The sequence below is a fragment of the Nocardia sp. GTS18 genome (genome assembly GCF_013839555.1).
Classification (GTDB): domain Bacteria; phylum Actinomycetota; class Actinomycetes; order Mycobacteriales; family Mycobacteriaceae; genus Nocardia; species Nocardia rosealba.
Window position 1 is genome coordinate 1 of sequence record NZ_JACBIU010000054.1, and the last position, 21,983, is coordinate 21,983.

General features: G+C 67.7%; 20 protein-coding genes and 1 pseudogene. 8 read left to right on the forward strand and 13 right to left on the reverse strand.

The features are described from left to right. A pseudogene (locus HYG95_RS23945) lies at positions 1-407 on the forward strand (hypothetical protein); the annotation flags it as partial. Between the two features lie 18 nt (positions 408-425). Here the strand turns inward: HYG95_RS23945 and HYG95_RS23950 are convergent. The 6 genes from HYG95_RS23950 to HYG95_RS23975 form a co-directional block, all read right to left on the reverse strand. After that, complete coding sequence (locus HYG95_RS23950) at positions 426-1,493, reverse strand: serine/threonine-protein kinase (RefSeq protein ID WP_255495660.1); 1,068 nt, start codon at positions 1,491-1,493, stop codon at positions 426-428. 191 nt (positions 1,494-1,684) lie between these two features. Beyond that, positions 1,685-2,110 carry a hypothetical protein gene (locus HYG95_RS23955; protein WP_181701276.1) on the reverse strand — a complete coding sequence of 142 codons (426 nt, stop codon included), beginning with the start codon at positions 2,108-2,110 and terminating at the stop codon, positions 1,685-1,687. Between the two features lie 41 nt (positions 2,111-2,151). After that, positions 2,152-3,867, reverse strand: coding sequence for a hypothetical protein (locus HYG95_RS23960; protein ID WP_181701278.1), 1,716 nt, complete (start codon positions 3,865-3,867; stop codon positions 2,152-2,154). 8 nt (positions 3,868-3,875) lie between these two features. Further along, complete coding sequence (locus HYG95_RS23965; RefSeq protein ID WP_181701280.1) at positions 3,876-4,208, reverse strand: hypothetical protein; 333 nt, start codon at positions 4,206-4,208, stop codon at positions 3,876-3,878. 84 nt (positions 4,209-4,292) lie between these two features. Next, positions 4,293-4,601 (reverse strand): DUF6802 family protein, encoded by a 309-nt coding sequence (locus HYG95_RS23970; protein WP_181701282.1) that lies wholly within the window; start codon positions 4,599-4,601, stop codon positions 4,293-4,295. A gap of 91 nt (positions 4,602-4,692) precedes the next feature. After that, complete coding sequence (locus HYG95_RS23975; RefSeq protein ID WP_181701284.1) at positions 4,693-4,884, reverse strand: PspC domain-containing protein; 192 nt, start codon at positions 4,882-4,884, stop codon at positions 4,693-4,695. A gap of 144 nt (positions 4,885-5,028) precedes the next feature. Between HYG95_RS23975 and HYG95_RS23980 the strand changes: the two genes are divergently transcribed. Both HYG95_RS23980 and HYG95_RS23985 read left to right on the forward strand, forming a co-directional pair. Then, the gene (locus HYG95_RS23980; RefSeq protein ID WP_181701286.1) at positions 5,029-6,669 is read left to right on the forward strand and encodes an ABC-F family ATP-binding cassette domain-containing protein; all 1,641 of its coding nucleotides are present in this window, start codon (positions 5,029-5,031) and stop codon (positions 6,667-6,669) included. 8 nt (positions 6,670-6,677) lie between these two features. Continuing rightward, on the forward strand, positions 6,678-7,097 hold the full coding sequence (locus HYG95_RS23985) for a hypothetical protein (protein ID WP_181701288.1): 420 nt from the start codon (positions 6,678-6,680) through the stop codon (positions 7,095-7,097). On the opposite strand, the gene HYG95_RS23990 is transcribed toward HYG95_RS23985, so the two are convergent. The 6 genes from HYG95_RS23990 to HYG95_RS24015 all read right to left on the reverse strand — a co-directional run bounded on the left by HYG95_RS23990 (position 7,098) and on the right by HYG95_RS24015 (position 14,173). Continuing rightward, positions 7,098-7,439: a hypothetical protein gene (locus HYG95_RS23990; protein WP_181701290.1), complete on the reverse strand. Its 342-nt coding sequence runs from the start codon at positions 7,437-7,439 to the stop codon at positions 7,098-7,100. Positions 7,440-7,569: 130 nt separating this feature from the next. Then, positions 7,570-8,907 carry a phosphoglucosamine mutase gene (gene glmM / locus HYG95_RS23995; RefSeq protein ID WP_181701292.1) on the reverse strand — a complete coding sequence of 446 codons (1,338 nt, stop codon included), beginning with the start codon at positions 8,905-8,907 and terminating at the stop codon, positions 7,570-7,572. Between the two features lie 139 nt (positions 8,908-9,046). After that, entirely contained in the window at positions 9,047-9,568 is a 522-nt protein-coding gene (gene rpsI, locus HYG95_RS25025; protein WP_084457283.1) for a 30S ribosomal protein S9, read from the reverse strand. Further along, entirely contained in the window at positions 9,565-10,008 is a 444-nt protein-coding gene (gene rplM, locus HYG95_RS24005) for a 50S ribosomal protein L13 (protein WP_022567307.1), read from the reverse strand. Before rplM ends, rpsI begins: the two co-directional genes overlap by 4 nt. 180 nt (positions 10,009-10,188) lie before the next feature. Beyond that, entirely contained in the window at positions 10,189-11,490 is a 1,302-nt protein-coding gene (locus HYG95_RS24010) for a hypothetical protein (protein ID WP_356984949.1), read from the reverse strand. A gap of 145 nt (positions 11,491-11,635) precedes the next feature. Then, a complete protein-coding gene (locus HYG95_RS24015) occupies positions 11,636-14,173 on the reverse strand; it encodes an FHA domain-containing protein (protein ID WP_181701294.1) in 2,538 nt (845 codons plus the stop codon). Between the two features lie 107 nt (positions 14,174-14,280). Here HYG95_RS24015 and HYG95_RS24020 point away from each other — a divergent pair, with 107 nt between their 5' ends. Next, the gene (locus HYG95_RS24020; RefSeq protein WP_181701296.1) at positions 14,281-15,726 is read left to right on the forward strand and encodes a metallopeptidase; all 1,446 of its coding nucleotides are present in this window, start codon (positions 14,281-14,283) and stop codon (positions 15,724-15,726) included. Position 15,727: 1 nt separating this feature from the next. On the opposite strand, the gene HYG95_RS24025 is transcribed toward HYG95_RS24020, so the two are convergent. Next, complete coding sequence (locus tag HYG95_RS24025; protein WP_255495661.1) at positions 15,728-17,005, reverse strand: FHA domain-containing protein; 1,278 nt, start codon at positions 17,003-17,005, stop codon at positions 15,728-15,730. A 167-nt stretch (positions 17,006-17,172) separates the two neighbouring features. On the opposite strand from HYG95_RS24025, the gene HYG95_RS24030 reads away from it, so the two are divergent. From HYG95_RS24030 to HYG95_RS24045, 4 genes are all read left to right on the forward strand, one after another. Further along, positions 17,173-18,363, forward strand: coding sequence for a hypothetical protein (locus HYG95_RS24030; protein WP_181701300.1), 1,191 nt, complete (start codon positions 17,173-17,175; stop codon positions 18,361-18,363). Between the two features lie 47 nt (positions 18,364-18,410). Then, the gene (locus tag HYG95_RS24035) at positions 18,411-19,610 is read left to right on the forward strand and encodes a hypothetical protein (protein WP_181701302.1); all 1,200 of its coding nucleotides are present in this window, start codon (positions 18,411-18,413) and stop codon (positions 19,608-19,610) included. Continuing rightward, positions 19,607-20,842: a hypothetical protein gene (locus HYG95_RS24040; protein ID WP_181701304.1), complete on the forward strand. Its 1,236-nt coding sequence runs from the start codon at positions 19,607-19,609 to the stop codon at positions 20,840-20,842. The genes HYG95_RS24035 and HYG95_RS24040 overlap by 4 nt, the downstream gene beginning before the upstream one ends. A 76-nt stretch (positions 20,843-20,918) precedes the next feature. Then, positions 20,919-21,983 (forward strand): serine/threonine-protein kinase (locus HYG95_RS24045; protein WP_181701306.1); only part of this gene is annotated, 1,065 nt, incomplete at its 3' end.

The following is a 21,983-nucleotide window of genomic DNA, read 5'->3' on the forward strand; positions in this document are numbered from 1 at the left end:
CCCCCACCGCGGAGCACATCGCCCCCGACCTCGACCTCCCCGCCCTCATCCTCACCGGCGACGACGTCGACTCCCTCAACTCCAACGCCCGTCCCCTGGCCACCGCCTGGTCGGGCCCCTGCCTCCTGCGCCGCCTCGACGGCGCCACCCCCAACGGCATCATCGAAGGCCGCCGCCTCTTCGCCGCCCTCGGCGCAGGCCGCTACGAATACAAAACCGACAAGGCCACCCGAGCCATCCTCACCGGCTACCTCCTCACCACCCTCCTGGGCGAGAAGAAATACAAACCCTTCGCCGACCCCGAATCCGCCATCCCCCACACCACGGTCATCGATCCCCACGCCGAGGTCGAGGTGGAAACCCCGAAACTGTCCGTCGGCACGATCGCCAAGCTCATCAAGGGCTGACAAGCCAACCCGTGCCGGTCAGGTCAGGACGACCAACAGGATCAGTGCCGCGATCCAGGCCAGCGCCAAGACAATCCCGACACTTTCGGCTCGTTGTCGCCACACCTTTCGCTTCGGCCCGCGTGATTCGACCCGCTTCGGCTGATTCCGGGCCGGGGCGAAACCGTGTGGCGCACTTGCCCGATCCGGTTGGGCAACGCGCCCCGGGGCGACCACGGTGGCGGCAGTACGTCGTGCCATAGACGACATAGCCGTCTGCGCCCCGGCCGGTTCAAACGCTGCCTGCACCGCGGCAGCGAATTCACCGCACGACCCGAACCGCTCCTCTGGCCGTTTGGCCATCGCGCGTTTCAGCACGTGGTCCAGTCCTGCGGGCAGTCCCGGTCGGTGCGCAGTGAGGGCCGGTGGGTCGGCGGACATATGGGACTGGATCACTGCCACCGGATTGGTCGCCGCGAAAGGTGGGGCGCCGGTGAGCAGCACGAACAGTGTGCAGGCCAGCGAGTATTGATCGCACTGCGGGCCGAGCGCCAATCCTGCAAGTTGTTCCGGAGACGCATAAGCCAATGTGGCGGTGAAGGTTCCGGTTCTGGTGAGAGGGTTGTGATCGAAGTGCAGCCGTGCGATTCCGAAGTCGGCCAGCAGCACCCGCTCCGGACGACCCGGGTCGGTCGTGGCGAGCAGTACATTGGCGGGCTTGATATCTCGATGCAGCACACCACGACTGTGTGCGAAATCCAGTGCCTCAGCTACTTCCGACACGATCCGCACGGCGCGCAGCGGCTCGAGCGCTCCTCCTGCCGCAGCGTCGGTGCCGGGCACGTACTGCATCGCGATCCACGGCCGATTCCCGTCGACACCCCTGTCGTAGACCGTCACGATATTCGGATGATCGAGGCGCGCAGCAAGATCCGCCTCGCGCTCGAATCTGCCCCGCGCCTCCGCATCCCCGAACATCTGCTCGTCGAGCACCTTCACCGCGACCGACCGTGGCAGCCGGGGATGCCGCGCCAAATACACAGCCCCCATCCCACCCCGCCCGAGCAACCGCTCGAACTCATACCCCGCGACAGACCCCATGCTCATCAGTTCATTCCCCCTCGTCGGCCGCCGAGAATACGCAAGCGACCGGGCTACTGTCGGCGCAACGGGTAGTCACCGTGACGGTCTCCTAGAGGCCGGACCCGGTACCCCGCGATTCCGCCTTCAACAACCTGTCCCCCAAGGCATTCGCCGAACACGTCTCCATCGATCCTGCTCGGACCCCATCGACCGGCTCAGTCCAGCCATGTCGAGCGGCGGTAATACTCGGCCTCTGGATCGTAGTCGCCGTCCGAGGGGGCGACCGTCGATCTGGCCTGCCGCGCGGCACGTGCCCGGGCGACCGCCGCCCGGATTTCGGCCTGTCGCTGCTCTTCGGGGGTCATGGTCGGATCCGGCACGAAGGGAGCGGGGGCGGGGGGCGCAGTCATGCGGACAGGAGCCTCGTAAGCTGGTTCCGGCTGCACAGGTTGCGGCTCAGCGGTTTCGGCTGCCTCAGCTTCCTCCTCGGCCAGTTCTCGCAAGCGAGCGGCTGCGTCGACGGCCAGTTGTTCCGCGCGCATCGCAGTCTGCCGATTAGTCTCGTCGATCTCACCCATCAGCAGCGAAGACCGCCGCCGCGCTTCCGCCGCGATCTGCTCGATCTCTGCCGCGTAGTCCACGATCGCCTATCCTTCCGAAATCGAGGACGATTCGCCAACGATCACAGTGGACCTGCCTCGGCAAGGACCGCTCCGCTGTCACCCGGATCGCTCACGGGTAGATCGATGCTCGGTACATGCTCATTGTCGGTTCCCTGCTGGAGCGGTCGTGGGGCGACCGGAACACCGCCCGCTACCGAGCCCGAAGACTCTTCGCCCGAACCGATTTCGCTTGTCACCGGGGCATCGGTCAGATCGGGTGTCTGTGGACCTGTCGCATCGGGGGCGCTCGAATCGCTGCCGGTGTCGGCACCGGCTTCACCTTGGCCTGTACCAGATTGCGGTGTACCCGAACCGAGGATGCCGGTGGACTCGTCCTCGGCGGCCGACGGGGCGGATTCCTGTGTCAATACCGGTTGCCCGTTCTCGTCCAACGACAGCGTGTACTGGCTCGTGGCACCGCTGGCGTCAGTTGTCGTCAGCGACAACCCATTCGCTCCCGCCTCGATGCTCACCTCGGTGCCGCCGAGCTGGAACGTGGCCTCCTGCCCCTGGGAGAGCAGGCTGTTCGCCTGTTCGGTCATCTGATCGATACCGTCGCCTATCGAGGTGCCGACCGATTCGATCGTCGAGGTGAGCGTTTCGCCGAGATCACCGGTCAGCGCTTCCGAGACGGTGGTAGCGAGACTGCTGACCGTCGAGGCGATGGTGGTCAAGGCCGTGTCGGAGTCGTCGGTCGTCGTCGACGAATCGTCTTTCGTCCCCGTCGCTGTCTTCACGGTCGATCCGCTCGACGTGTCACCGGTTTGCGTAGCCGCAGCAGAGGTTTGCCCAGCGGGATCCCCGGACTGACCACCCGAATCCTGGTCGCCCTTTGCCTTCGACGAGTCTCCGGCTGCCGGTTGGTCTTCCTTGGTTTGCTTGTCCTGGACAGGGGCTGATCCGGTTCCCGCCACCGACGGATAACCTCGCTCGACAACACCGGTGGCCGCTGTTTCCACAGCGGTGAACAGACCCTCGATCGCGATCTTGGTCGTGGTGCACTGGTCGTTGAAGATCCGCACCTTGTCGTTGTAGTCCGGCATGAAAACGATCGACAGCCAACGCTTACAAATGTCTTTGATAGCGTCCTTGTATTCCTTGGAAGTCGTATTTTCAATACCCACAGTGGTGTCTGCAATATCCGTCACGCCGGCCGAATTGCGGTGGGAGGTCATCGCTGTCAGCTCGCTGTCGAGGACACCGCTCCCGGTTTTCGCTCCGTCGATCACACTGTCGATACCGATCGGATCCAGTCCGCCGACCGTCGGCACCGCCTTCTGGTTCCCCCCGACGTACTTGTCCACCGAGCCGTCCATCAGTTTCAGCACCGTATCCGCCTTGGCTTTGACCAGCCCGGGGATCTGTGCCGCCGCCGCTGTCAGCGCCGCTTCGAAATTCCGCACCGCATCGCGATCTTCGCTCGCCATCGTGGCGATCCGACCGAGCTGCGCGGCAGCAGCTTCGGCGGCTGCGCCCTGCCATCCGGATTGCAGCGATTGCGCGGCCGACTGTTGCGCGGAGACTTTGGCGTCAGCCGTGGTCAACAGCTGGCGCACCGCAACGGCCGCGGCGTCCAGCTTGGTGATGCTCATCTGGCGCTCGTTGTCGTACGGTCGCACCAAGGCGTAGAAGTCGAAGCTTCCGCCGAAGGCGGCAACGTAGCGCGGACCCAGCTGTTCGAAATACTGCAGGCCCGGAGCACCGTCATCGAGAAGGTCGTCGATCGACTTGGTCACGGCCATACCTACTTCGCCGGAGCAGGGGCGGCACCGTCGAGCCCGCGCGCGGTGTTCACGTCGACAGCGGTGTACTCGACCGCCGCTTTGCCGATCGCATCCGCGAGCCCCTCGGAGGCGCTCGTCCAGACCTTGGCCCAGCTGACCACCCGCCCCAACGCCTGATCGATCTTCTGCCCGCTGCCGGTGTAAGCCTTCCCGGCGTCGGCCGCGACCCATTCCAGGGTATCGACCGCCTTCGCCGAGGTACGGGTTGCTGTCACGGTCTCCTGCACCGTGTCCACGGTCTGTTTCATCGCGACCTGGTCGACGATGAGTCCGCCGGAAGCTTTGTCGCCCATCTCCCCCACCTCCCCAACACACGGCGCCCGGATGACGCCCTACCTACTTCGACGCGCGAACCGGTCCACCGGTTCCCGCGAAATCTACTTTCCCAGATTCCCCTGATCCGTCTTCCTCCACTCCGAAGTCCCATCCGGATGCCGGTGGTACTCCCACGCCGCATAGTCCCCGTCCTCCTCGATCACCGTCACGTGGTCGGCGAGGCCGTCCTCGTCGTAGTCGGACCAGATGGTGGTGGAGTTGGGGTCGGTGTGGGTGAGGGAGTCGGCTACGCCGTCGGCGTCGAGGTCTTGGGAGGGGGAGTTGAGTTCGACGGGGCCGAGGCTGTCGAGGGATGTGTGCGCGTCGATGTCGGGTAGGCCGAAGCCGGGGATGTCGCCCGAGGTGACCATGGCTCCTCCTCAAACGGGAAACTCGCGGATGACGGCGCGGCGGAACTCCACCATCCTGTCATCCGCGAGCGGCTCACGGCCACGTCGGGTGTTATTTCTTGGGCATGATCAGCCACAGGATCAGGTAGAGCAGGAACTGGGGGCCGGGCAGCAGGCAGGAGGCGACGAAGGCGAGGCGAACGACGTTCGGGCTCCACCCGAAGTAGTCGGCGATGCCGCCGCAGACGCCTGCGATCATTTTGTCGCTGGTCGAGCGGGTGAAGCGGCGGGCGGGGGCAGTCATGATGGTGTGCCTTCCTGTCGAGCGGTGATGATTCAACTGTGCCCTCGCGTGCCGCTCCCGGCATCGGTCGACGGACCCATCCGCACCCTGATTTCGCACCACCCCATCTCAGGGTCACACCCTGAGATCGGGCAGACTCGAGCGGTGAGCACGACATTGCACGCCAGCGGCCTGTCCGCGGGACACGCCGAACGGACCCTGTTCGCCGACCTCGATTTCACCCTCGCCCCGGGCGATGTAATCGGGCTGGTCGGCGTGAACGGCGCGGGCAAGTCGACGCTGCTGCGTATGCTCGCCGAGCGCGACGCGGGTGACGGGACGATCACGCTGAGCCCGCCGGACGCCACCGTCGGCTACCTGGCGCAAGAACCGGAGCGCATCGAGGGCGAGACCGTGCTCGAATTCCTCTCCCGCCGAACGGGAGTGGCGCACGCGCAGCGGGTGATGGACGCGGCCGCCGAACGCCTCGGTGAAGGCGGAGACGACGACTACTCCCCCGCGCTGGAACACTGGCTCGCCCTCGGCGGCGCGGACCTGGAGCAGCGGGCCGAGGAGGTCGCGGCCGAACTCGGCCTCATCGATGGCCTGGCCGGTGGCCTGGACACCCCGATGACGGGCCTGTCGGGCGGCCAGGCGGCGCGTGCCGGACTGGCGTCGGTGTTGTTGTCGCGCTTCGACATTCTGCTGCTCGACGAACCGACCAACGATCTCGACCTCGACGGCCTGGAACGGCTGGAACGTTTCGTCACCGGTGTGCGGGTGCCGCTGATGGTGATCAGCCACGATCGGGAGTTCTTGGCTCGCACCGTGAATCGTGTGCTGGAACTGGACCTGGCGCAGCAGCAGTACGGCATGTACGACGGTGGGTACGAGGCGTATCTGACCGAGCGCGAGATCGCCCGCAAACACGCTCGCGAGCAGTTCGACGAATTCGCCGACACCAAAGCGGGTTTGGAGGCACGCGCCCAGATGCAGCGCAACTGGCTCGAGCACGGTGTGCGCAATGCCCGGCGCAAAGGCAAGAACGACTCGGACAAGATGGGCCGTAAAACGCGCGCCGAATCCACCGAGAAGCAGGCGGCGAAGGCTCGGCAGACGCAGCGCCGCATCGAACGGCTCGAGGTGGTCGAGGAACCGCGCAAGGAGTGGGAGCTGCGGATGGAGATCGCCACCGCCCCGCGCAGTGGTGCGGTGGTTGCCACCGCGAACAACGCGACCGTCACCCGTGGCGAGTTCACGCTCGGACCGATCACCACCCAGATCGATTGGGCGGACCGGATCGTGCTCACCGGCGCCAACGGTTCGGGCAAGTCCACCCTGCTCGGACTGCTGCTCGGCAAGATCGCTCCCGATTCCGGTTCTGCCGCTTTGGGTTCCGGTGTCGCCATCGGTGAGGTGGACCAGGCGCGTGGACTGTTCCGCGGCACCGAGCGGCTGGTCGACACCTTCGGCGCGGCCATGCCCGAATGGCCCGACGCCGATGTCCGCACGCTGCTGGCCAAGTTCGGGCTGCGCGGCCCGCACGTGATCCGGGCGTGCGACACGCTCTCACCGGGCGAACGCACCCGCGCGGCCCTGGCCTTGCTCCAGGCGCGCGGGGTGAACTTGCTGGTTCTGGACGAACCGACCAATCACCTCGACCTGCCCGCCATCGAACAGCTAGAGCAGGCGGTCGAGTCCTTCACGGGCACCCTGATTCTGGTGACGCACGACCGCCGCATGCTGGATTCTGTGCGAGCGACCCGCCGTTGGCACATGGCCGCCGGGCTGCTCACCGAGAAATAGGACACCCCATGGCATTAGGCATCGACACCCGCGTCACGCTGCTCGTCACCGGGCTCATCTTCCTGAGCGCCCTACTGCTCGGGATCTGGAAATATCGCGGCATCCGGGTCGGCGGTGCCGCCCACGTCTACGTCGACATCGCGCACCGCGCGGCCCTGTTGTATTCCTTCGCGGGCCTGGTGCTTGCCGTGTTCACCGAGCTCAGCGCCTGGCCGACGCTCGTGAATCTGGCCGCCGACCTGGTGGTTCTCGCGTTCTTCGCCGGGGCGATCGCCAGTTACGTGATGCACGGCCTGCGTCGCGACACCACCGACCAGTTCGCCGGGGAGATCTCCGGCGCGCTGAAGCTGTCGATGTACGGGCTGATCGTGGGTGAGGTCGGTGGTTTCCTCGTGCTGTTCACCGGTTTCATCGCCGGCCAGTTCTGATCAGATCGGTTGGACCACAGCCGTTTCCGCCGCACCGAACAGGTCGATATCGGACCCGAACTTGATCCCGACCAACCCGGCGACGAGCGTGGCGAGCAGGATCGCGACAACCACGATCAGCGACCGCGAGCGCGGCGAGGGCCGTGGCACCGCCACCGCACCGCTGCGCGACGTCTCGGCCTCGATGCGCTGACCGTATCCTTCGTCGCGGATCGGCACCGTCGGCGAATATCCCTGCGGCACTTCACGACACCCCGGCCGTCCGCACGCCCCACCGCAGCGGTGGGGCTCGCCGTACTCGTAGTACTGATCCTGGTAGTTGCGGGCAGGCAGCGGCGCCATGATCGGCCCCCTTCGAATCGTGCTGCGCGCCAAACTCTCCGGTGCGCCGAGCAAGCACACGCGCCACGGGCACACAGGTCCTTACGGCGTAGGCCGATAGTAGATGCAGCGACGACGGCACGCCAGCCGATCAGACGGCGGCGACCTGCTTGGCCAGGTCGTCGGCCAGCTGACGCGCCTGCGCCGGATCGGTCGCCTCGACCATCACCCGGACCAGCTGCTCGGTGCCGCTGGGGCGCAACAGCACCCGGCCCGACTCGCCGAGCATGCGCTCCGCCTCGGCCACCGCGTCGCGCACCTCGGGGGCAGCGGCGACCGCGGCCTTGTCCGACACCTTCACGTTCACCAGCACCTGCGGCACGGTGCTCATCACCGACGCCAGCTCCCCGAGCCCGCGACCGGTCTGGGCCATCCGCGCCATCAACCGCAGCCCGGTGAGCACACCGTCGCCGGTGGTGCCGTAGCGCGGGAAAACCACGTGACCCGACTGTTCGCCACCGAGACTGAACCCACCACGACGCAGCTCCTCGAGCACGTAGCGGTCGCCGACAGCGGCGGTGAGCACGCGAATTCCGGCCGCGCGCATAGCGATATGCAAACCGAGGTTGCTCATCACCGTGGCGACCAGGGTGTCTTCGACCAGTTCGCCCGACTCACGCATGGCCAGCGCGAGTACCGCCATGATCTTGTCGCCGTCGACCACCTCGCCGGCGGCGTCGACCGCGAGGCACCGGTCGGCGTCGCCGTCGAGCGCGACACCCAGGTCGGCACCGTGGGCGAGCACCGCGGCCCGGACCGCGTCCAGGTGGGTGGAACCGCAGCCGTCGTTGATGTTGAGACCGTTGGGTTCGGCGTTGATCGCGATCACCGTCGCGCCCGCCTCCCGGTACACCTGCGGCGCCACCTCGGCAGCCGCGCCGTGCGCGCAGTCGACCACGACGGTGAGCCCGGACAGGTTCTCCCCGGTCGATTCGAGCAGGTGCTCGACATAGCGTTCGTGGGTGCCCTCGACGGTGTAGTCGCCGCGCACGCGACCGATGCCCGCGCCGGTCGGGCGCACGGTGGTGCCGTCGGCGATCAGGGCCTCGATCCGCTGTTCCACGGCGTCGTCGAGCTTGTGCCCGCCCGCCGCGAAGATCTTGATGCCGTTGTCGGGCATGGGGTTGTGCGAGGCGGAGATCATCACGCCGAAGCACGCGTCGTACAGGCCGGTGAGGTAGGCGACGGCCGGGGTGGGCAGCACACCGACGGACAGCACGTCGACACCGGTGGCGGTCAGGCCCGCGGTCACCGCGGCCTCGAGCATCTCGCCGCTGGCCCGCGGGTCACGGCCGAGGACCGCGACCGGACGCTTCTTGCCCCGGCTGAGCACCTGCGCCGCCGCACCGGCGACCCGCATCGCCAGCTCCGGGCTCAAAGACTCGTTGGCGAGCCCACGAACGCCGTCCGTACCGAAAAGCTGTCCCATACCTGCCCCTTGTAGGTGGTCCATATACAGCACGAGAGCAGGCGACCAGCCGTGCTGGAAGCCTGCTCTCGCACACGTGCTCCGCAGACCGTACCGCCTCAGCCAAGGTAGGCGAAGACGGTGGTCGGCAGTGCCGAAATCAGCGCTTCGAGTACTGGGGCGCCTTACGGGCCTTCTTGAGGCCGTACTTCTTGCGCTCGGTGGCACGCGGGTCACGAGTCAGGAAGCCGGCGCGCTTGAGCGCGGGGCGATCCTCGGGGGTGACCTCGATCAGCGCGCGGGCGATAGCCAGACGCAGGGCGCCTGCCTGACCCGAGGGGCCGCCGCCGTGGAGCAGGGCGACGATGTCGAAGGACTCGGTCCGCTCGACGGTCACCAGCGGGGACTTCACCAGCTGCTGGTGCACCTTGTTCGGGAAGTAATCCTCGATGGTGCGGCCGTTGAGGGTGAAGTTGCCGGAGCCCGGAACCAGTCGCACGCGGACGACGGCTTCCTTACGGCGACCGACGGTCTGCACGGGACGATCGATGACGATCGGCTCGTAGGACGCCTCGTAGACGGCCTCGCCCTCGTCGTAGCCTTCGCCGTCTTCGACGACCTCGACCACGGTCTCGTCGACCGCGTCGAACTCTTCGGGGGTGAACTCTTCAGGAGCGGTCACTGGGCCACCTGCTTGATCTCGAACGGAACCGGCTGCTGCGCGGCGTGGGGGTGGTTCGGGCCTGCGTAGACCTTCAGCTTGCCCGCGATCGCGTTACCCAGCTTGTTCTTCGGGATCATGCCCTTGACGGCCTTCTCCACGAGACGATCGGGACGGGTCGCCAACACCTCGCCGACAGTGCGCGACTTGAGGCCGCCCGGGTGTCCGCTGTGGTGGTGGATCAGCTTGTCCTGCTTCTTGTTGCCGGAGATGGCAACCTTGTCCGCGTTGATGATGATGACGAAGTCGCCACCATCGACGTGGGGTGCGTAGGTCGGCTTGCCCTTGCCGCGCAGCAGGCCAGCGGCCTGCACGGCGAGACGGCCGAGGACTACGTCAGTGGCGTCGATGACGTACCACTTGCGGGTGACGTCACCTGCCTTGGGGCTGTACGTAGGCACAGTCGTTCCCTGTCTGTCGTCGGTGTTGCCGGCCAACTGTTATGGATCCCGTAATCGAGATTTGTCCCGGCGGCCGGTGGAGACCCGGGACATCGCGGAGACACCGAACCGCGAACGGGTCGACGTTCCACACGCCAGCGGCCAACGATACCAGTCGGGTATGACGCCCCCACAATCGGACTAGATGACCACCGGCGGGCCCGGGTCGGTGGTGCGCGCCGGACCGGGGATCAGGTAGCGCAGGTTGTCGATGCCGGGGGTGGCGCACCCGTCGGCCAGGTTGCCGTCCGCGGTCGCGATGCCCTCGGGCGGCGTGGTGTTGACATACGGGGTGAACGCGCAGTCCGAGGCGTCGGCCGCGAGGGTGGTGTCGGTCTGCCAACCGGTGGCGGCGAGCGCCAGCGCGCCGAGCACGGCGGGTGCGCCGAAGAAACCCTTCTTGACCTTGCCGAGGAGCTTTCCGCGCTGGTCGGCTTCGTCGTCGAGCGCGTGCCGCCCACCGGACTGGGCGGGCGGTCCGGCCACGAAACCGGCGGGCCCCGGCGGCTGGGCGGCGGGCGGCGCGGCCGGCGGCGCACCCCAGCCGACCTGGGCGGCATAGGCCTGCCCCGGATGCTGCGGCTCGGGGTAGTCGTCCTCGTCGAACGGCTCGGTGACCAGCAGATGCGCGGCGCCGAGCACCAGCGCGTGCATCGGGTGATCGGCCACCTGCAGCCGCTGTCCGAGGTGGTTCTGGAAGGCCAGGCGCAGCGCGTCGTTGAAGCAGACGTTGCCCGCGAGCAGCACCGTCGAGGTGTCGGCGCCGATGGAACGGGCCGCGGCCATCGCCTCGATCACCACGTTGTCGGCGGTGCGCGCGTCGCGCAGCGCCTCCGGGTTCACCGAGACCTCCACCGATTCGGTCGGCTGCTCGTCGTCACCGTGCACCGCGACGACCAGCAGCGTGCGGCCGTCGGAGTAGATGCCGGTGGCGCCGATGCCGGTGTGGTGCCGCTCGCTCGGCGGCGAGACCAGCCCGAGCGCGCGCAGGTATCCCGACAGCGCGACGCTCTCCGGTAGCGGTTCGACGACCACGTCGAGCTGTTCGACCAGCCCGGCGTAGACCTCGACCTTCTCCTCCGGCCAGCTGTCCGGATACGGCAACGCCACCAGCTGCGGCTTACCGCGCAGATACTTGCCGACGGCGGCCAGCGGGTTGTAGAGCCTGGCCCGGAACACCAGTTCGGCGGGCCAGGTGGCGCCGGCGATCACGATCTGCGGGTGCCCGAGGATGTCACGCACATCGGCGATCGCCATCCCCAGATCGGGTCGCTGCCGGTCGACACCGGCGGTGTGCAACCTGCCCGCGGCGTCGGCGAGCAGGTAGGCGGGCGGGGTGTAGGTGCCCTCCACCTGAACCGGGCGGATGGGGGTCTCACCACCACCCGCGGCGACAGACACCACATCCCACCCCAGATGCAGGGCGCCAACTCGAACGGTCACAGGCTCAAGTGTGCCCGGTCGGCGCTCGACACGCGCAGTGTGTCCGCCGAAACGGCTTCTACCTGCCCGATCATGCTGTATCCGACCGGGCAGGCTCGGGCGCCCTGCGTGGTGACGCGAGCTGCCGCCTCCGGGCGCTGACCGCTCATGCCTGCGACCGCTTCAACCGCAGGCGGGTCCAGGTGAGGAACGCCAGGGCGGAGGTGATCACGAGCACCATGACGATGTCGAGGATCCAGATGCCGACCGAGTGCGTCCACAGCGAATCGTCCTGCGCACCCCAGAACAGATTCTTCAGGTCGACGGTCGACGCACCCGACGCGTAACCCCAGCGAGCCGGGAACAGGTACGACACCTGCTCGAGGCCGACGCGGTCGGTCACCGGGATCAGACCACCGGCCATCACGAGCTGCACCATGATCATCACCACCAGCATCGGCATGACCTGCTCGTTGGACTTGGCCAGACTCGACATCAGCAGACCGAACACCACACAGCAGACCGCCGTCATGGCGATGTCGATGTAGAGCTCGATGCTGCCGTTCGGAATCAGCGACCCGGCACCGGGCGGGTTCTTGCCGAGCAAGGTGATGCCGATCAGCACCGCCGACTGCAGGAACGCGACCACGCTGAACACCGCGATCTTGGCCAGCAGGTACGCCGACGGCAGCAGCCCGACCGCCCGTTCGCGGTGGAAGATCGTCCGCTCACCGACCAGGTCACGCACGCTCAGCGTCGCACCCATGAAGCACGCGCCGAGGATGAGCACCACCAGCAGCTGCTGGGTCTCGCTACCACCGGACTTCGCGAACGACCCGTCGGGCTGGGCGACCAGCGGCCCCGCGGCGAAGCCGTTCTCACCGGGCACCACCAGCGACAACGCGCCGAGAATGAACGGCAGCACCACCAGGAACACCAGGTAACCGCGGTCGGCGAAGATCAACCGCAACTGCCTGCGCGCCAACGTACTGAACTGCCGCATGCCACTCGACTGCGGCGGCGCACCGGTGTTGCCGCGCTGCAACGGCTGCGGCGGCGGTGGCGGTGGCACATAGGCCTGCCTGGACCGATACGCCGCGAAGGCCTGGTCCGGGTTGGCCGCGACATTGGCGAAGATCTCGGCCCAGTCGCTGGTGCCCATCGCCGCACCGACGCCACCGGGGTGGCCGGCGAACGCGGTCTTGCCGCCGGGCGCGAGCAGCACCACCTGGTCACACATGTCCAGGCAGGCCACGGAGTGGGTGACCACGATGACAACGCGACCGGCGTCGGCCAGTTCGCGCAGCATCTGCATGACCTGCCGGTCCAGCGCCGGATCGAGGCCCGAGGTCGGCTCGTCGAGGATCAGCAGCGACGGACCGGTGAGCAGCTCCATCGCCACCGACGCGCGCTTGCGCTGACCGCCGGAGAGCCGGTCGACCCGGGTATCGGCGTGCTGGGTGAGCGAAAGCTCTTGCAACACACCGTCGATCACCTGCTGACGGTCGGCCTTGGTGGTATCGGGCGGCAGCCGCAGCTCGGCGGCGAAACCGAGGGCCTGGCGGACGGTGAGCTGACGGTGCAGCACATCGTCCTGCGGGACCATGCCGATACGCGAACGCAGCGCCTCGTATTCGGCGTGCAGGTTGCGGCCCTCGAAGGTGACCACACCGCCCGAGGGCTGGGTATTGCCCGCGATCAGCTTCGACAGCGTCGACTTGCCCGCGCCCGATGGGCCGATCAGCGCAGTGAGCGTGCCACGCCCCGCCTGCATGTTCACATCGACGAGCAGCTGCTTGTTGCCCTCGACGGTGAACCCGACCCCGTGCACCGTGAGACCCAGCTCGGCGACCGGCTTCTGCCGGTGCACCAGCGCACCCTGCGCGACGACGAAGTCGATGTTGCCGATGGTGACGATGTCACGCTCGCGCAGCACCGTGCGCTGCTGACGGTGACCGTTGACGAAGGTGCCGTTGGCCGACCCGAGGTCCTCGACGACCAGCCCCTCCGGTGAGGAAACCAGCCGCGCGTGCTTGCGCGAGGCCAGCGGGTCGTTCACCACGATCTGGTTGTCGGAGGTGCGGCCGATGCTCAGGCCGCCGGGCGGGATGCGGTCACCGCGCGCCACCGGTTCGGTCGAGGCCGCCTTGCGCACCGGCGGCAGCATCGAGGAGTCGGCGCGGCGGGTCATATTGATGTTGTCCTGCGGCGCGACCGGCTGCGACGGCAGCTGCGAGGTCGGCACGTACTGCGGCCGGGCGGGTGGTTGCTGCTGTTGAGGCGTCGGATGTGACGGTGGCTGGAAGGCGGGACGCTGCGGCGGACGATGCTGCGGTTGCTGCTGCGAAGGCGGCGCCACCATGGTCGCCGCGTGCCGCGATCCCGCCCCCGGCGCCGCGGGCACGAGGTGCAACAGTGGCCCGCTGATCGCGTCGCCCAGGCGTACCTGGGTCGGCCGGTCGATCGAGACCGGCTGACTCAGCCTGCGTGCGTCGACGAAAACGCCGTTGGTGCTGCCGTTGTCGGCGAGTACCCAGGCGCCGTTGCTGAAGCGCAGAGTGGCGTGCACGCGCGAGACCAGCGGACTGTCCACGAACAGGGTGACCTCGGGCGCACGGCCCATGGTGATCTGCTGGCTCGCTTCGAAGACTCGTTCGGTTCCATCATGGCGCACGGTGATGGTCTGCGCCCCCGGTGAAGACATGGAGCGGATACTATGCCATCGCCCGGACATCGGCGGTGCCCCCGAGACGGCTTCACACCCGATCCGGCGACCGACCTGCACGTGTATCCGGCCGACCAGGGGGACCGATGCCGAAAGGCCAAGTGCTCGTTGCCATCACCGCCGTGCTATGCGCACTGCTGAGTGTGGGCTGCACACGGGCGGTCGACGGCCGCGCGGTCTCGATCTACGACGACCCCTTCCGGGTGGCCGGTTTGCCGACCACCGGCGGCCCGAACGGCCCACGACCGGGGGTCGCAGATTCCTCGCTCACGGCGTCCAACGGTGACGGCGGCGAGGTCGACGCCCTCGCCCTCAACGCCATCGAGGACATCCAGACCTACTGGGAGTCGGTGTTCGGCACCGAGTTCCGTGGTGAGACGTTCGACCCGGTCACCACCCTCATCTCCTGGGACGCGCGCGCCCCACGAAACTCGGCGGTCGAGTTCTGCAAGGAAACCACCTACCACCTGGTGAACGCCGCCTACTGCCGCAGCGACAACTCCATCGGCTGGGACCGCGCGATGCTGCTGCCCACGATGAGCGAGACCTTCGGCCCGATGTCGGTGGTGATGGTGCTCGCCCACGAATACGGGCACGCCATCCAGACCATGGCCAAGATGGTCACCAAGAAGACCCCGGTACTGGTGAAGGAACAGCAGGCCGACTGTTTCGCCGGTGCGTTCATGCGCCATGTCGCCGAGGGCAAGTCGAAGCACTTCACGATCAACACCTCCGACGGCCTCAATTCCGTGCTGGCCGCGACGGTTTCGATTCGCGATTCCGATCCCGACGATCCGGAGAGCGTGCACGGTTCGGCGTTCGAGCGGGTCACGGCGGTGCAGATCGGTTTCACCGACGGTGCGCGCGGCTGCAAGGGCATCGACGAGGACGAGATCGAATCGCGCCGTGGCAATCTGCCGCAGAGTTTCTCCGGCGACCAGGGACGCGGCGAATACCCGATCACCCAGAGCAATCTGGTGGAGCTGAGCAAGGCACTGCAGGCGATTCTGCCGGTCCAGCAATCACCCTCCTACGACTACTCGGGATCGCAGGTGGAGTGCGACGACGGTGCCGTCACCGACCCGGTCACCTACTGCCCCACGAAGAACGTGATCGCCACCGACGTGCCCGGCCTGGCCGAACGCGGTTCCGCCGACGACAGCGACGACGGCCCGCTCCCGGTGAAGGTGAGCGGCGACTACAACGGCTACGTCCTGTTCATCTCCCGCTACACCCTTGCCGTGCAGCGCAGCAACGGCCAAGCGCTCACCGGCGCGAAGACGGGCCTGCGCGCGGCCTGCCTGTCGGGAGTGGTCACCGGCAAACTCGCCGAGCCCGGCCGTCCGGTCAGCCAGGGCGACATCCAGCTCTCGGCGGGCGACCTCGACGAGGCGGTCTCCGGCCTGCTCACCGACGGCCTCGCCGCCAGTGACGCCGAAGGCAACACCGTCCCCAGCGGCTTCTCCCGCGTCGACGCCTTCCGCGCGGGCGTCCTCAACGGCGCGACGACCTGCGAGTCGCGCTACAGCTGACTCAGCCGAAGGGCGGCGGGGCGGCGGGTTCGTAGCGCAGGACCCGGTTGCCGATCATGATCTCGGTGCCGGGGACGAGCACCAGCGGCTGGTTCGGGGTGAGCCGGATCCAGTCGCGATAGCCGGGCGGCCTGCTGCGAGTTCCGTTGGTGGAACCGCGATCCAGCAGTTGCACGTCCCAATTCACCAGGTGCACTTCGGCATGCGCGCGTGACATGCCGCCGGAGGTGTCGTCGATGCGCAACGGGATCAGGCCACGTTGCGCCGCTTCGGAATTCTCCGGATCGCGCCCGATCACCGCGTCGGCTGCCAGCAGGTAGGTCATGCCATCGTCGAGGACGAGCATGCCGAGCGGCGGGCGGACCACTTCGGCCAGTGCCTGGGTCTGGTCGACCGGCATGCCGCACACCGTGCAGAACGCCGAGCGCGGATCGCTGGGATGCGCACGCGCGCACTTGAATCCCATCACCTTCACCGTCAGCACCGTCGAACGGGCCGTCGCCTCGAGCCTGCGCTGCAGATCGGGGTCGGGCTCGGGGGCGGGATTGGTCCCGGCGGTGCGGGTTTCCGCGTTGTGCGGGTCGACGAGGTCGTGGTTGGTTCCGGTCACCGCGTCCAACATGGAGGTCGCCGGCTGCATCCCCGTCGCAGGCGCCTCGGCCGGGCGCGAATCCTGTTGCGGTGGGCGCGGTTCCCGATCGATGCGGGCAGTGGGCGGCGGCAGACGTCGGGCGCCGGGGTCGGCGGTGCGCACCCGGCTTCGCACATCGTTGGCCCACACCACGGCCCCGGCCGCCTGCGCGATGCCTTCGACCAGCCAGCCGATGCCGCGTTCGGCGGGCAGGTCGGGGATGCGGCCCTTGGCATCGTCGACGAACAGCGCCACGCCTTTGGCGGGTTCGGAGGCCACCCGGTCGACGGTGAACGCCGCGTCACTACCCCGGTAGTACTCGGGGCCCCGATCGCCTGCGAGCACGGCGGTCACCGCGCCGTGCAGGAAGATCGCGACACCGCCGTTGTCGGCGGCCGAGAGCACCCCGAAGTCGATCGGCACGCCCGGCGAGATCTGCTCGGCATGCTTCATCAGCCACCGGGTGGCCTCCCGCGCGACCGAGGCGCCCGGCCCGCCCGGTTCCGCCTCCACCGCGGTGCGGACGAGCTCGGCCAGCGATTCCAGTGCGACAGCGGCGGTGGATTCCGGGGTGAGACGTCCGGGCTGCCGGTGCGCCACCGCGATCACCGCTCCCGCCACGTGCGCCACGGCATGAGTGCCCGGCACGATTTCGACCTGCCGATCCCTCACAGGTATCGGCCTCCACCGGAACCACGCAGCAGGGTCGTCGACATGACATCCAGACTATGGCAAAGCACCACACTTAGGGCCCCCTGGGCGGGCTTGTTCCGGTAACTTCACACCTACAGCGGGAGGAACACCGAGGGGCAGCCATGATCAGGATCCGCGTCGCGTTCGCATTGTCGGCAGTCACGATCGCCCTCACGGGCTGCGCGGTGAGTGGCACCCCCGTCGCAGGTGAGATCGATGTGCGCAAACTCGAGGTGGGGACCTTCGCCGTCGAGAAGCGTTCCCACGATGAAAAGGCCGGTAGCGCAGGTCCGCTCGTGGAGGGAATGCGGATGTCGGGCGCCGTGCCGCCGACGGTCCGGATCGATCCGTCGATGTCGTACGGGCGCGGGTCGACCGTGATCCCGTCGGTGGAACGCGCACTCGACTTCATCGCCAATGTGTCGCGTCCGGTGCTCGAGAACCGCAAGTTCGTCACCGGCTATGTGACGCTCGGTGCCGACCGTGCCGATCCCGACGGCAGCAAACGTCCCGGTACCGACGCCACCGCCATCACCACCGCGGTGCTGCGTTTTCCCGACAGCGCCTCGGCCACGCTGGCCGCCCGCGAACTCGAGGACGTCGATCTCGCCGTCTCCCCGGACAACCGCAAGCTCGCCTCGACCAAATATCCCGAGGCATATGTGCATTGGCGTCCGGGCATCCCCACCGTCGGTGCCTTCCACGCGCACAAGGAATTCGTGATCTCGCTGTTCGTGCAGCGGCCGCGCGCCGACGCCGACGACCTCGTGTCCTGGATCGATATGTCGCTGGAAGCGAGTCTGGCTCAGCTCGCGAAGTTCACCCCGACCCCCTACGACAAGCTCGCCGACCTGCCCGTCGACCCCGACGGCCTGCTGGCCCGGGCCGTCGTCGAAGACACCACCGAAACCGAGCCCGACCAGAGCACCTTCGCCGTGTACAGCCCCGAGCACATCGTGAGCCGGGTCGACGACGAGACCGCCCGCGAACGCCTCCTCGAAGCCGCGGGCGCCGACCGGTACGCCCTGGTCGAAGGCGGCGCCATCGCCCGCGTCCGCGATCAGGCGGGGGCCGAAGCGCTGATGCAGGGCTTCATCGACTCGGCCGAGCACTACGATTCCGTGCCCGCGCCCACCGATGTGCCCGGCGCCAAATGCTTCGAACTCAATTCGAAGGGCGACTCCGACGTCGATTCCGAATACCGCTGCTACGTTCCGTACAAGCGGTACCTGGCCATTGTCGGTGCCGAGCAGGAATCCGAGATCCGGCAGAAAGTGGCCGCCCAATACGCACTGCTGGCCAACAGTTTGTAGGTCGGCAGAACGGGTTACTATTCCGCCGACCATCGTTTCGGGGAGGAATGATCGCCGTGCCGTCGAGGAAACCGTCCTGCGCCGCACTGGCGACCGTCCTGCTCACCGGCCTGCTGGCGTGCGGTTCCGGGGAGGAACCGGCCTCGGCCAGTGATCCGCCGGTCGACCTGGCCACCCTCGATGTGGGCAACTACCCGACGCAGCCACGGGTGGTCGGCGCCGTCGCGAGCATGGATCAGGCCCGGTTCATCGAGGCCGAACGCCTCGGCGATCACGTCCCCGCCCCCGCCGATATCGATCCCCGGTTCATTCACACCAACCCGTCGATCGCCTCGGTGTTCATCGATCCCGGGGCCGCGCTCGGCAAGATCATGGCCGTCGACCGGTTCGGCGAGGTCGCCCCCGACTTCATCGGCGGATTCGTGAGTTCGGCCCAGACCGCGCCCGACAACCACGGCATCGACATGGTCAACGCCGTCATGATCTTCCCCGACGCGCAGAAGGCCACTGCCGCCGCGACCGCGCTCGAGCAACTCGACTTCGGCTACGCGCCCAACAATCAGCCGATCGAGATACCGGGATACCCTGCGGCGAAGGCACATTGGCAGCCCGACCAGCAGTCGATCGGATCGTGGTTCGCCACCGGGCATCTGGTGATCTACACCTGGTTCTACGACTATCTGAAGATCTGGCTCGGCAAGGTCGACAAGCAGGCCTTGCTCGAACTGACCCGCAAGAGTCTCGACACCATCGTGGCATCGGTCGCGAACTTCACTCCCACAGTCGATCTGATGACTCTGCAGCGTGACCGCGAAGGCATGCTCGGCCGCACCGCGCCCCGCCCACGCGAGGATTCCTGGCTCAACCCGCCCGGCGTCTACGCGGGCCGCACCGCCCGCCATTTCACCTCCGACCCGGTGAGTACGACCGCGATGATCACCGACAACGGCGTGGACCTGTACGCCAGTGACGGCGCCGATGTCTACCGGGCGCGCGATATCGCGGGCGCCCAGGCCGTGCGCGACGAATTGGGCGGTCTCACCCGCAAATTCACCGCCGCCGACCCACCGAAGAATCTCCCGAGCGCCAAATGCAAGGAATACATCGGTCGAAATCAGCGCTTCGCGATCCGCTTCTATTGCGCGGTCTCCTACGACCGCTACGCCGCGTACGTGTGGTCCAACCAGCTCCTCGACGTGCAACAACGCGCCGCCGCCCAGTACGCCCTGCTGGTGAACGCGTCATGAGGATCCGCCGTTTCGCGATCGCCGTGTTCGCCGTCGTCCTCGCGGGCTGTGGTTCCGAGGTCACCGGTACCGCGCTGCCCGGCGAGATCGATATCCGGACCTTGGATGTCGGCAGCTTCCCCACCGAACCGGTGAACGCCCACGACGACGATCCCGTCCCCGACTTCTACGAGATGTACAACGTGGCCGGTATGCGTATCGCCGGTCACGTCATCGACGCCGCGGCCATCGATCCGCAGATGAAGTACGGCACCGGCGCCCGCGCCTTCTCCGACGGCACAACCCCGTGGGAGCTCGGCGATTACGACGTCGTCGAACCGCTCGCCGAAAAGCACAAAATGCTCTACGGATTCCTGTCCACCGGCGCCTCGACCGACTCCACCGTGAGCTCGACCGGGTGGCCGTTCAAGGAACCGACGAACAGATTCACCGCCGCCACCATGGTGCTGCAATTCCCCGACGCCGCCCGTGCCACCGCCGCGGCCCAGGAATTCCACGACGCCGACCTCGCCTCCCACGCGGGCCGCAACCAGCCCGTCAGCATCCCCGGCTACCCCGCCGCCCGCTCCCACTGGCGCCCCGACTCGCCGTTCCTGCGCACCCTGCTCCCCCACGGCCCGTACGTGCTCGCGTTCCTGATCTCGGTCGACAAACCCGACCTCGACGCCCTCACCACCCGGGCCGCCACCGCCTACGACAAGCAGATCGGCGCGCTGGCCGACGTCCCCGTCCTCACCGACGAAGAGCTCTACACCCTCCCGTTCGACCCCGACCACCTGCTGGTCCGCACCCTCAACCCCGACCAGTTCACCTTCCCCGAAGGCGACGGCGCCCACACGGTCACCACCAGGGCGGGCGCCCTCCACTTCGCCGGCGCCCCCGGCGTCCCGCTCTCCCCCGAACGCGACCGCCTCGCCGAGCAATTCGCCGCGATGAACGCCGAACAGGTCGCCTTCTCGCACGGTTCGATGACCATCCGCACCGCCGACCAGGCCTCGGCCCTGCGTGCGGTCACCGAAAAGCTCCTCCCCAACCACGCCAAAGCCGACGCGGCGCCACCACCAAATCTGCCGCACGCGGCCTGCACCGAGAACCGAACCCTCGACGGGGCCAAACGTTTCAGCTGTGTGGTGGCGTACAAGCAGTACGTGGGTGTCGTCGGCGGCAACCAGTTGCTCGACGCGCACCAGCGCGCGGCGGCGCAGTACGCGCTGTTCGCCAATACCCGATGACCGCCCCGCCCACGCCCGTTTCGCTATGCTCCGGCCCGAGCGGGACAGGATGCACCGAGTCAGGAGAGCGTGAGATATGGCGATGAGCCCCGGCACCATCGTCGGCGGGTACCGGATCATCCGGAAGCTCGGCGCGGGCGGGATGGGCTCGGTCTATCTCGCGGCCCACCCCAGCCTGCCCCGCACCGACGCCCTGAAGATTCTCAGCGCCGAACTCAGCAACGACCCCGAGTTCCGTGCCCGCTTCGAGCGGGAGGCGAATCTGGCTGCCGGACTGGATCATCCGAATATCGTCTCGGTCTTCAACCGCGGCGAGGAACACGGCCAGCTGTGGATCGCCATGCAGTTCGTCGAGGGCACCGACGCCGCCGCCGAACTCGCCCGCGACCCGCAGGCCATGACCCCGCTGCGCGCCCTGCGTATCACCACCGAGGTCGGCAAGGGCCTGGATTTCGCGCACCGGCGCGGTCTGCTCCATCGCGATGTCAAACCCGCGAACTTCCTGCTGTCGAGCAGCTACGGCGACGAAGAGCGCGTCCTGCTCACCGACTTCGGCGTCGCGAAGTCGACCGACGACGCCTCCGAACTCACCCAGACCGGCAACTTCCTCGCCACCATCGCCTACGCGCCACCGGAACAGCTGTCGGGCGCGCACCTCGATCACCGCGCCGACATCTACAGTCTCGCCTGCTCGTTCTTCAAGCTCCTCACCGGCCGAAACCCGTTCCCCGCAACGCAACCGGCCATGGTGATGATGGGTCACCTGCACGAACCGCCGCCGCGGCCGACCGCGGTGCGCCCCGGTCTGCCGCCCGCGATCGACCACGTCATCGCCCGCGCCATGGCCAAGAACCCGAACGAGCGGTTCGGCACCTGCCGCGAATTCACCGACGCCGCGACCGCCGCCCTGGTCCCCGGTTCGCACCCCACCGGCCACCACACCGCCCCCACCTACCCCGTGCAGGTGCCGCAGCAGTGGTCACCCACGCCGACCGGCGCCGTCGCTCCCGCCCCCGCGAAATCCAAGAACAAACTGCTGCTCGCGGGCGCGTCGGTAGTGGCCGTCATCGCGGTCGCCGCCGGCATCGGTATCTGGGCCTCGAGCGGCGAATCCACCCCGCCCGGCCCCGCGCCCAGCACC